General features: G+C 37.7%; 13 protein-coding genes. All 13 read right to left on the reverse strand.

Annotation, left to right across the window (positions count from 1 at the left end; translation table 11 throughout):
• Nucleotides 1-71: 71 nt before the first annotated feature.
• The 13 genes from ACFTQ7_RS00505 to codY all read right to left on the reverse strand — a co-directional run bounded on the left by ACFTQ7_RS00505 (nucleotide 72) and on the right by codY (nucleotide 11497).
• The gene (locus ACFTQ7_RS00505) at nucleotides 72-443 is read right to left on the reverse strand and encodes a TIGR02530 family flagellar biosynthesis protein (RefSeq protein ID WP_386827015.1); all 372 of its coding nucleotides are present in this window, start codon (nucleotides 441-443) and stop codon (nucleotides 72-74) included.
• A gap of 15 nt (nucleotides 444-458) precedes the next feature.
• Nucleotides 459-1145: a flagellar hook assembly protein FlgD gene (gene flgD, locus ACFTQ7_RS00510; protein WP_386826802.1), complete on the reverse strand. Its 687-nt coding sequence runs from the start codon at nucleotides 1143-1145 to the stop codon at nucleotides 459-461.
• Nucleotides 1146-1147: 2 nt separating this feature from the next.
• Nucleotides 1148-2428 (reverse strand): flagellar hook-length control protein FliK, encoded by a 1281-nt coding sequence (locus ACFTQ7_RS00515; RefSeq protein WP_386826803.1) that lies wholly within the window; start codon nucleotides 2426-2428, stop codon nucleotides 1148-1150.
• Nucleotides 2429-2452: 24 nt separating this feature from the next.
• Nucleotides 2453-3061: a MotE family protein gene (locus tag ACFTQ7_RS00520; RefSeq protein ID WP_386826804.1), complete on the reverse strand. Its 609-nt coding sequence runs from the start codon at nucleotides 3059-3061 to the stop codon at nucleotides 2453-2455.
• Between the two features lie 4 nt (nucleotides 3062-3065).
• A complete protein-coding gene (fliJ, locus tag ACFTQ7_RS00525) occupies nucleotides 3066-3515 on the reverse strand; it encodes a flagellar export protein FliJ (RefSeq protein ID WP_349660858.1) in 450 nt (149 codons plus the stop codon).
• Nucleotide 3516: 1 nt separating this feature from the next.
• On the reverse strand, nucleotides 3517-4842 hold the full coding sequence (gene fliI, locus ACFTQ7_RS00530; protein WP_386826805.1) for a flagellar protein export ATPase FliI: 1326 nt from the start codon (nucleotides 4840-4842) through the stop codon (nucleotides 3517-3519).
• 5 nt (nucleotides 4843-4847) lie between these two features.
• Nucleotides 4848-5636 carry a flagellar assembly protein FliH gene (gene fliH, locus ACFTQ7_RS00535; RefSeq protein WP_386826806.1) on the reverse strand — a complete coding sequence of 263 codons (789 nt, stop codon included), beginning with the start codon at nucleotides 5634-5636 and terminating at the stop codon, nucleotides 4848-4850.
• The gene (gene fliG / locus ACFTQ7_RS00540; RefSeq protein WP_349660855.1) at nucleotides 5629-6642 is read right to left on the reverse strand and encodes a flagellar motor switch protein FliG; all 1014 of its coding nucleotides are present in this window, start codon (nucleotides 6640-6642) and stop codon (nucleotides 5629-5631) included. Before fliG ends, fliH begins: the two co-directional genes overlap by 8 nt.
• Nucleotides 6643-6657: 15 nt before the next feature.
• Nucleotides 6658-8247, reverse strand: a complete 1590-nt coding sequence (fliF, locus tag ACFTQ7_RS00545) for a flagellar basal-body MS-ring/collar protein FliF (RefSeq protein ID WP_386826807.1) — start codon at nucleotides 8245-8247, stop codon at nucleotides 6658-6660.
• A gap of 342 nt (nucleotides 8248-8589) precedes the next feature.
• Nucleotides 8590-8895, reverse strand: coding sequence for a flagellar hook-basal body complex protein FliE (fliE, locus tag ACFTQ7_RS00550; protein ID WP_386826808.1), 306 nt, complete (start codon nucleotides 8893-8895; stop codon nucleotides 8590-8592).
• A 23-nt stretch (nucleotides 8896-8918) separates the two neighbouring features.
• Complete coding sequence (flgC, locus tag ACFTQ7_RS00555) at nucleotides 8919-9380, reverse strand: flagellar basal body rod protein FlgC (RefSeq protein WP_386826809.1); 462 nt, start codon at nucleotides 9378-9380, stop codon at nucleotides 8919-8921.
• Nucleotides 9381-9383: 3 nt separating this feature from the next.
• Nucleotides 9384-9776, reverse strand: coding sequence for a flagellar basal body rod protein FlgB (gene flgB / locus ACFTQ7_RS00560; protein ID WP_386826810.1), 393 nt, complete (start codon nucleotides 9774-9776; stop codon nucleotides 9384-9386).
• Between the two features lie 941 nt (nucleotides 9777-10717).
• Nucleotides 10718-11497: a GTP-sensing pleiotropic transcriptional regulator CodY gene (gene codY / locus ACFTQ7_RS00565; protein WP_049668434.1), complete on the reverse strand. Its 780-nt coding sequence runs from the start codon at nucleotides 11495-11497 to the stop codon at nucleotides 10718-10720.
• Between the last annotated feature and the right edge of the window lie 77 nt (nucleotides 11498-11574).

Below are 11574 nucleotides of genomic sequence, written 5' to 3' on the forward strand. Positions count from 1 at the left end.
GTTCTCCCTTCATTTATATTGTGTGCCTCTATCAATCAGCACACATAGGCTTCCTTTCAAAGGTCCAGCCCTTATAGCACTATTGTGCCATCAATATTTGTAAATATTTGTTGTTTCGCTTCCGTGCGGTCCATTGCTGTAATGACAGTTGCGTTTTTAGCGCTGACAATTAGAGCTGCTTGATCCATCAAGACTAATGGTTGTTTGACACCTTTTGAGTGTGCTTCAAATACCTTGTCCGATACAACCTGCCATTCTTGTTCAGAAATCGCTATCTTACGCTCCATAATACGTTCATGGGCATGCTTACTCACTTTTAACTCTTGTTGATTGGTAGCCTCTTGTAAATGAGCTTTAAACGATTGCTGTGATTTTATTGGCGTAGGTTGTGTCTGGCGAATAGATGGATGCAATGGTACACGATGTATTGAAAACTTATCCATCATTTTTCTCCACCTCTATTCGCTTACTACGGTAAAATCTTTATCTGTTAATTTTTTATCATTATCTAAGACATAATGAGTTACGCCATCTTTAGTTGTCACAGAAACGATACGTCCTTGTAGTTCTTTCTCGCCATCCATATACGTAACATTTTTACCAATTAGTTTGCTTGCTTGTACAAGTGGAGATTCAGATTCTGTTACTACATTATCACTCGAACCGTCTAAAATAGCTGAAATATTACTAGGAGTTAATTCCTTACCATCGGCTAGTACAAACACCGCTTCACCATCCACAAACTTCACCGATTTAATTGTGCCTGTTCCTTCATTAATAACAGGTTTCCCTTTTTCATCTAGCTTATCTGTTAGCTCGTGCCATTTTACTTCCTTACCAACAAATGATGTATAATTCATAAGCTGTGTTTGCTGCTGTGAGACAAGTAATGATTCCATCGCTTTTGTCATATTTTGCATTTGTTCTAAAGAAGAGAATTGTGCCATTTGAGAAATGAATTCTCGGTCGTCCATTGGATTTGTTGGATCTTGGTGTTGTAATTGAGTAATTAATAACTGTAAGAAAGCATCCTTTCCAAGATCACTATTACCCGTTTGCTTCGTTGGCTTCTTATAATTGGAATAATAAAGGTCATCTGTTACATTTGTATTTACTGGTTTTGTATTAGTCGTTGCATCTGCCATCCTTACACCTCCTCACTTATTAAATAGTCACTAAACGATTTACCTTCATCATCATCGTCGCTTTTTTGCTCCTCCTCATCTTGCTGTTGTTGCTTAAAGAAATTATTGAAGAAGCTTTGGTCGCGTTGTTGACGATCTGCATCTTGTAATGATTGGGCAATATCAAGGCGATCCACTTGGATATTTTGCTGTACGAAGGCTTGCTTTAATTGATGCGATTGACTATCTAGTAATTCACGACCTTGTGCTGTTGAAGCGAGCAAACGTGCTGTAAGGACACCGTCATTTTGCACAAGCTCGATACGAATTGTTCCTAAATTTTCTGGATACAATTTCAATGTTAAGCGTGTAATACCTTGTGCATTCGAGATTTGTGCTCTATTGATAATTGCTTGCATCTCTTTTAATAATGCCTCTGACTGCGCCGGTTTTGCAGCAGGCAGTGTCACTTGGAACGTATCTGCTTTTGTTTGGACTGTATTGGTAGTCACCATTTCATTCGCACTTGTGTCCGTCTGTTTTGTAACTTGAACTTGTTGAACTACTTTCTGAAAGCCTTGTAACGGAAGTGTTACTGTTGTTTTCGTCGTTACTTGCTGTGCCATTTGAAGTGTCTCAACTTGTGTTTGCATCGTTGTCAAGAGACTCTTAACGTTAGTTAGTACGTTTTCTTGTGAAGCTGTTAAGTCTGTTTTTTGTCCAACTAGCTGTGCTAACTTTAACACTTGAAGCAATGGCGCTATTTCTTTCGGTGTCACTTGTCCTTCACCTTGTATAGCTGCTACGATTTGTGTTTGGAGCATTGGTGCCTGAGCGTCTACTAGTGCTAAAAGCTCCCATATATCTCTTGCTTCTTGATCTTCCCCTAGCAACTGTTGTACTAATTGTTGGAGTTGCTCAGTATCAATCCCCAATGCATCCATTAAGTGATCAAGATTTAGCATTTCATCTATTGCAACAGCTTTACCTTCTTCACCAATTTGAAGCATTAACAAGCCATCGTCATGTGGGATACCTAGTACATCTAGTACTTCTTCTATAGACTCAGCATTTAAAACTGCTGCTAAGTCAGAGGTATCTTTTGTATCTGTTGACTGTGTTTGCTGCTGTATGTTATTTGAAGAAGAAATAACCTTTCCAAACACTGATCCAAACGTTTCTAACTTTTCTTTGTTCGACGGTCCATTTGCTTTCATATTGGAATCGCCTGTTGTTGAAGACTTTGTAGCCGCGTTTTTAGTTGGTATAGTCTTAGACATCATTTGCATCATTGCTACATCCATCATTTCACCTCCTTTCAGATGTTCTTATTGTTTAGCCATCATTTCTGTATATTTAGCTGCATCTTGTGGTTCCATTTTTTCTAGAACCGCCGCTAATTTATCTGGCTTTAAATTTGTTAAAATACGAAGTGCTTCTGTATCACTCATTTTAATTAGAACTGGCGCTGCTGCTTTAGGGGACATCTTATCGAATGTTTTTAAAATATCAGTAAAGTCACGCTTTACGTCATTTTGCTCCCTATTTAATTTTTCAACTTCAAATTTCAGCTGTTCATTTTCTGTCGTTAACTTTTCTTTTTCAGAAGTTGATGTATCAATCTTTTTTTGTAGCTGTACAATTTCTGCTTCTTTTTCTTGTATTTCAGCCTGTAAATTTACAACCTTCGAATCATTATTGACTACGGCATCTTTTGCTTGTTGTTCTTCTGAAGGTACGAATGGTAAATTTTCAAATGCCTTCTTCCCTAAATCAAAGACATTCGTATTCATTAGGGTTGCAACAACAAGTAGAATTGCCGCTACAAACATAACTGGTATTACAAACCATGTAAAAAACTTTCGAATGCCTCCTGATTTACGTTTAGGCGGTTGTTCTTCTAATTCCATCTTAAGTCGATTGTCTTTTTTCGTCATGAAATCACCTGATTTCTCTCTTGTTATACGTAAGCGATGAAATCTCATCTAAAAAAATGCCTTCGATACGATCCTGCTCTTGCTGGAACACTTTGAAATCTTTTTCTCGCATTTTTTCAAATTTACGTACTTCCAAGTTTTTTTCTAATAATTTTTCTTCGTGCCAGTTCATTTTCGCACGAGCTTGAACAACTTTCTGCTGTACATCAGCAATTGTTTTTTCGAGGCTATCAATAAAACGTGCATAATGATGAACTTCCTCTATTGATGAACCGACAGCTAAACGCTCCTGTTGAAACTCGATTAAATCTTCTTTCTTTTTTAACAACTCATATAACTTTGTCGCTACTTCTTCAAAAGAACGTACAGATTCTTTATAGGCAATTTCAGTTTCATTTTTTTCCTGCTCTCGAATGGTTAACACTTTTTCAAAACGATAAATATAACTTACCACTCTAATGTCCACCACCGTTCGATAATGAAATTAACTCATTCATACTTTCCACAAGGGTCACTTTATCTAAATAACCTTGCTTTAAATAAGCGGTAATGAGCGGTTCATAGTAAATAGCTTCATCAATTTCTTTTGATGTTCCTTTCTTATATGCACCGATATTAATTAGATCCTCCGACTTGTCATATGTATAATAAAGCTCTCTTAATCGTTCCGCAGCCTTTTTGTGCTCTGGTTCTGCCACATGATTCATCAAACGGCTGACGCTTTTTAATACATTAATAGCAGGATATTGACCTTTATTGGCAAGGTTTCGATCAAGGACTATATGACCGTCTAAAATCCCTCGCACAGTATCTGCAATCGGCTCATTCATATCATCACCATCTACTAATACTGTATAAAATGCAGTAATAGAGCCTTTCTCATTAGTGCCTGTGCGCTCTAATAATTTAGGTAAAATCGCAAAAACAGATGGTGTGTACCCTTTTTGAGCTGGAGGTTCACCTGTCGCTAGACCAATCTCACGCTGTGCCATAGCAACACGAGTCACAGAGTCCATCATCAACATGACATTTAAGCCACGATTTCTAAAATACTCGGCAATCGCCGTTGCGGTAAAGGCACCTTTAATACGCATCAGTGCAGGCTGATCGGAAGTGGCAGCAACAACTATAGAACGACTTAAACCCTCTGGCCCTAAGTCTCGCTCTATAAACTCACGAACTTCTCGACCACGCTCTCCAATTAGTGCGATTACGTTTAAATCCGCTTGTGTATTTCGCGCAATCATACCGAGCAGTGTACTTTTCCCGACCCCAGATCCTGCGAAAATACCAACACGTTGTCCATTACCCACTGTAAGCATGCCATCAATTGCTTTAACGCCTACTTCGAGTCTTTCATTAATAGGTGGGCGTGTTAGCGGATTTGGTGGATCCTGCTCTGTCGGAACTGACATTAATCCTTTCGGCAATAAAGTTCCATCAATCGGATTCCCCATAGAATCAAGTACTTTACCAATTAGCTCGGGGCCAACTTTTACTTCAAGTGGTGCCCCTGTACCTTCAACTAGACAGCCAATTGATATTTCTCTTAGGGAGGTAAAAGGCATTAAGACGACAATTTCATCTTTGAAGCCTACAACCTCTGCCAAGATAATTTGATGACCGTTTTTAGAAGTTTCCACATAAATTTTACAAACGTCACCAATGGAACTATCTGGACCTTGCGACTCAATCATCAAGCCGACAACTCTAGTAACTCTACCAAACTTTTTAAAGGTTGGTATTTGAGGAATTTGTTCGATTAATTGAGCCGTTTTCATCTAGATCATTCCTTACTTTCTAATATTTCATGTAATTTCAATCTTAGTTCGTTTAATTGCTCATCAATACTTACAACAATACGACCATGATTTGTTTCAATATAACAATCTGTTTCATTTTCTAAATCTTCATTTACAAAAATCATAAATGGTACGTCAGTTGGGAACATTTCAGCTAGTTCATCACGATTACCAGTTATTAATGCATAGTAAGTAGGTGAAACATAGATTTTTATTTCTTTCATTTCTCTTGCTTCTTTAAGTCCTCTACGAACGATTGACACAAATAATTCGTTGTCTCGCTCTAAAGATGTATCAATAATTCGCTCTGCGGCGGTTAAACCTAGCTCTAAAATAACCGATTCTTGATCTTCAATATATTTCCGAGCATTCTCCCCCGCTTGAATAATTATTTCATTGGCCGTTTGGAGAGATTGCGCCATCGCTTCATTCGCTTTGTTTGTCCCATCCTCATAACCTTGACCAAATCCTTCATCATAAGCTTCTTGCACTCGATTAGGTCGTTCTTCTTCCCAGTCTTGCTTTAAATGTTCAATTTCCTGGGAGAATATTTGCTTTTCTTGTTCAAAAGCCTCGCGTTCAGCCTGTATAGTAGCTCTAGCTTCCGCAAGCAAGCGCTCGCGTTCTTCTAGCACTTCTTCCATAGTAATCTGTTTTTGAGGTTGAATTTCTCCATTTTCTATCTCATGCAACTCAAACATTTCACGGATTTGAATCTTTTTGACATGATCGCCATTGGACTGTGTATGTACAGAACGGATGATTCTAGACAATGACGTCATCTCCTCCACCACGTGCAATAATAATCTCACCAGCATCCTCTAAGCGACGAATGACCGCTACAATTCGAGATTGCGCTTCCTCTACGTCACGCAGACGAACAGGACCCATAATTTCCATTTCTTCCTTAAATGTCTCAGCCATACGTTGTGACATATTGCGGAAAATAATGTCTTTTACTTCTTCACTTGAAACTTTCATTGAAAGCAGTAAGTCTTCATTTTCACAATCGCGAATAACACGTTGTATCGAACGATTGTCGAGCGTAACAATATCTTCGAATACAAACATACGTTTTTTGATTTCTTCTGCAAGCTCTGGATCTTGAATTTCGAGTGCATCGAGAATCGTTTTTTCCGTTTGTCGGTCTACACCATTTAACACTTCAACAACTGCATCAATGCCACCCGTTTCAGTGTAATCTTGTGTCACAGTCGATGATAACTTACGCTCTAAAACGGATTCAATTTCACTAATAACTTCTGGGGAAGTTGAATCCATTACAGCAATACGCTTAGCAATATCAGCCTGTACTTCCTGTGGCAATGAAGATAAAATCACACCCGCTTGCCCTGCCTCTAAATAAGAGAGAATAAGGGCAATTGTTTGTGGATGTTCATTTTGAATAAAGTTAAAAATTTGTGCTGGATCAGCTCTACGCGCAAAGTCAAAAGGACGTACTTGTAAAGAAGATGTAAGGCGATTAATAATTGTTTGCGCCTGTTCTACACCAAGAGCTTTTTCCAATACTGTCTTCGCGTAACCAATACCGCCCTGTGTAATATAATCTTGTGCAAGTGCAATATTGTGAAATTCCTCAATAATTTCCTCTTTCACATTTGCTTCTACTTTTTTAACGCTTGAAATCTCTAATGTTAAACGTTCAATTTCTTCTTCTGTTAAATGTTTATAGACAGAAGCTGAAACCTCAGGCCCTAATGAAATTAACAAGAGAGCGGCCTTTTGTTTTCCTGTTAATTCCTTTTCTTTCTTGGACACAGCCGAACCTCCTAGTTAGTCTTCCGCAATCCAACTACGCAGTAACTTCGCAAAATCGTCTGGCTTATCTTTGGCCATTTTTTCAAGCTGCTTACGACGCATTGTAGCTTCCGTTTCAATTTCTTCATTTATATCTTCAATCATTAGTTCTTCTTGTTCATCTAGGATACTTAGTTCTTCTTCTTCCTGCGCACGTTTTCGTGAACGGACAATGAAGAATGCAAGCAATACTATGACAGCAAGTAATATGCCGCCAATTACCCAAACCCACCATGGAATAACAGATTTTTCGCTAGCTGTCTCTGTTGCTTTACCATTTAAAGGATGCACTGAAACAGCTACTTTTTCATCGATTTGATCTTGAGTAAGTTCAGCTGCTACATCTTTAGAAATCGTCGTACGAACAATAGTACTTAAAATTTGCTGGATATCCTCACGAATACCATCTGGTAATGTTGCTGCGTCAGTTGCTGTCGGCGGTTCAACAATTACTTGAATACCCATATCTTGAATTTTATATGGTGCCTCTTGGATTTCTTTGCGTATACGATTTACTTCATTATTAATTGTTTCTTCTGTACGTTCGGATTCTCCAATACCATTTACACCTTCGTTATAAGTTGTGAAGTTATCTGTAGTCGTTTCAGCTTCAGGTGTACCAGTAGCTGCACCCCCTCCAGAATATTGCTCTGTAATACGTTGAGCACTAATTTCTATTCCGGCCATATTCTCTTCGTCAACCGGCGTCACTAGGTTTTCTTCACGATTTTCTTTTTTGAAATCAATGTCTGTTGTCACAGAAACGACTACTTTGTCTTGTCCCATAAGCGTACCTAGCATACTTTGAACTTGTCGTTGTAGGTCACGTTCAACCAATTTTTTCGCTTGTAACTGACCTTCAGCTGTCGCTGTTGAAGTTCCATCAGTAGTTGCAGCATTTAGATCAAAGTACTCAGAAAATTGGTTAGAAATAACAATATCATCCGTCTTTAAATTCGGAACACTTTTGGCAACTAAATTGTACATAGTGGCAATTTGTTGCTCAGTAAATTTATAGCCAGGATCAGTATTCAAAACAATAGATGCTGTCGCATCTTCTTTAACATCCTTTAGGAAAACTCCCTCTTCTGGAACGTTGATCATTACCTTTGCATCTTTTACACCCTCTAGATTTTTAAAAAGCTTTGCAATTTCTGTTTCAGTCGCAGCTTTTTTTAATAGGTTAAACTCATTATCTGTCATACCAAATCCAGAGCTATTTGCAAAAGAGTAATCAATCGACCCTGTTTTCGGAAATCCGTCCGATGCCAACTGCACTAGTAATGAATCTACTTGGTCTTCAGGGACTGAAATCGTTGTCCCTCCCGGTTCAATTTCATATTTTACACCTTTAGTGTCTAGCTCTTCCTTCACTTCTCCAATTTCTCTTGTCGATAAATCTTTATAAAGTGGTACATATGTAATTTTTGTAGCAAAAAGTGTAATAACGGCAGCAAGTGCTAGTACCCCTATCACTGAACCAATCATTACAATTTTTTGTTTTTTACTACGACTTGTCCAAAATTGGCTGGTGTCGTTTTTTATTTTCGTCAATCGTTCATTCATTATGAATCCTCCGGTTATAGTGAACAACCTATCCATCTAATAATTCGCGAAAACAGTGATATCCCATAACATTCAATCATTATCATCACCATAACGTATTGATTTCCGTTTCGACTAGGAGCGTCCGATAAACCATTTGGGGCAATCAGGATGTTGGCCACGAAGGCATTATCACAATACATGCTGTAATTGCCTTCGCTTTTCTATTGTCTCACTCACTTCAAGGCTATCACCTTCTGTATCATGAACGTGATCCCTTCGGAGTCATCCAACCTCCACATCAATCATCCATTTAAAATATGGGATAAATTCTTTACTTCAATAGAGCTTATTCAATTAAAGTTAGACACTCATACGCATTATTTCTTGGTAAGCTTCAATCACCTTATTGCGAACTTCAATTGTTGCATTTAATGTAATGCTCGCCTTTTGTGATGCAATCATCACTTCGTGCAACTCTACATCTCCACCATTAATTAACTTTTGAGTAAGGTTATCAGAAGTAATTTGTTGATCATTAACCTTCGATATTGCTTCTTTTAACGAGTTCGCAAAGCTCTGTTGTGCTTCATATGGTGTCACATTAAGTTTATTTATTTCATTTACAACCTGCGTAGGTGTCATTTGTGAAACGGACGAAATTGTCATTATGTATCTTCCCTTCCTCTTATTTATCTTCCAATCTCTAAAGCCTTTGTCAGCATGGATTTATTTGCATTCAATACAGTTATGTTTGCCTCGTAGGAACGAGTAGCTGACATTAAATCTACCATTTCTTTTAATGGATCTACATTCGGCATATTTACATAGCCATCTGCATTTGCATCTGGATGAGTTGGATCATACACAAGTTTGAAAGGTGTTTCTCTATCTTCTTTTATTTGTGTAACTTTTACGCCGTTGCCAACACCGCCTTTTGCATTTTTGCCAACTGCGGCATTAAAGAACTTTGAAAACTGTCCCTCTTGCGCTGTAAACGTTACAGATTTTCTGCGGTATGGCTCCCACTCCCCGTTCACTTGTCTAGCACGGGTTGAATCCATGTTTGCCATATTTGACGAAACTACATCCATTCGTAAACGCTGTGCCGTTAATGCTGAGGCAGTAGTATTCATTCCATGAAAAATAGACATCTATTACTTACCTCCTTTAATAACCGTATTTAGAGTATTTAGCTTACCGTTCATGCGTTCAATTAATGCGTTGTAATAAATTTGGTTTTCCGCAAGCTTTGTCTGTTCAGCATCCATATCTACGGCATTACCATTATTTCGATAACGCAAGCCATTTATATTATTCACACCAGGCGTTGATTGTCGAATCGCGAAATCAAAATGTCTATTATCCGTACGATATGCCGAAATTGACATTTGTTGTTCTTTCTCCAACATATCTTTAAAACTTACATTTTTCGCCTTATAGTTCGGCGTATCGACATTCGCAATGTTATTAGCGATCGTTTTATGATTCAAAGTTGCATAAGAAAGTCCGTTTTCCAACTTACTAATAGTTCCTCCAAACAAATCCAAAAAGCTCACCTCATTCTTGTACTTCTTATTTTATCCAATAATACAATTGTAATTAAGATGATACGTAGTGTCTATTGTCTTTTGTCACTTTTTGATAGTATAAACGACCCATTTTTACACGCGAATAACCAGGACAATACTTCTGCATCCCTTGATACCACTGGATTCATAGCCAGCCTACCCAACACTAGTCAATTTACACCATTTCGACAGTGTTTACGGTTTTAGGATCTATTTTATTCCTTTTTTTACCAAAACAGCAGTAGACACAATGTCTAAATTAGAGTTCCTTTTTACTATTTAAACATAAGGCTAAAATATTACACAAAATTCAGAATAGTTATTCCATACTGTCTTACAAGTAACAATTGGAGCATATGTTTTTATCACTTACGCAAAAAGTAGCGCATATGTAAAAAAACAAATTTAGGGATAAAGCAATGACATTAGCGACTAAGAGGGTCGAAAACTTACCTATAAAAAATGAGCGAAAGGATTAAAATATAGATGATTTCTCCCCCCTATTTAGTACTAAAACATGATTCGACATAATTAAAGCATGTAAACCCAACCGCAAATTTCGTCGAAACTTCGTCGAATTACAAAAGGCATCTGAACAAGATTATCCCAGATACCTTTCTGTTTCCAATGAATTTTTTGTGTCAAATCCGCCGAAGGCTTTATTGTGAGAAAGCGCAGTGTTATTGTACCGACAGCGACACAGTTTTTTTATGCGAAAGCGTAGTGCCAATATAGGGACTAAAGAGGAGGAAGTGGTGGTCGACGCTCGTCAGAGGAAAGTAAGCAGCCCTGAAAGGGGATTTTAAGGCCACAACATTCACAAAGTTTCCTTTCGCCATTTTGATTCTCTATATGATAAAAGGCATCTGGAACAAAAATATTCCAGATGCCTCAGATCGTCCCAAAAGGACGCTATTTTATTATTTCATTTTAATTTCAGCTAATGCATTTAAGAATTTATCGTTCAGTACTTTAATGTAAGTACCTTTCATACCTAAAGAGCGAGATTCGATTACACCTGCAGATTCTAGTTTACGTAATGCGTTTACGATTACTGAACGTGTAATACCAACTCGGTCTGCAATTTTTGAAGCAACTAGTAAGCCTTCATGGCCATCAAGCTCTTCAAAGATATGTTCAATAGCCTCTAACTCACTGTATGAAAGTGAATTAATTGCCATTTGTACAACAGCTTTGCTACGAGCTTCCTCTTCAATTTCCTCAGATTTCTCACGTAAAATTTCCATACCAACTACTGTTGCACCGTACTCAGCTAAAATTAAATCATCATCCTCGAATTGTGAAGATAAACGAGCAAGAATTAATGTACCAAGACGCTCACCACCACCAACAATCGGTACAATCGTTGTTAATGCATTTTGGAATAACTCTTTGTTTTCAACTGGGAAAGCAGTATGTTCGTCATTAATATCTAAGTTTGAAGATGTCTCAGAAATTGTAAACAGGCTATGTGTATATTCTTCTGGGAATTGACGCTCTTCGAACATCTTTTTCATACGCTCATTTTCAATTTGTTGGTGAATTGAAATACCTAAAAGCTTCCCTTTACGGCTTACAATATAAACATTACTGTCGATAATATCTCCTAATGTATCTGCCATTTCTTTAAAGTTTACTGGTTTACCAGCAGATGCTTGGAGCATCGAGTTAATTTTACGCGTTTTTTCTAATAAATTCATTATATGTTCCTCCTATAAATAATCCGAAGAGTATTTTCTTAATATTCTAAATGTTTTTTCAACTGAATGAAACTATT

Origin of the sequence: Lysinibacillus sp. NPDC056959, assembly GCF_042674095.1 — a bacterium.
GTDB lineage: Bacteria > Bacillota > Bacilli > Bacillales_A > Planococcaceae > Lysinibacillus > Lysinibacillus zambalensis.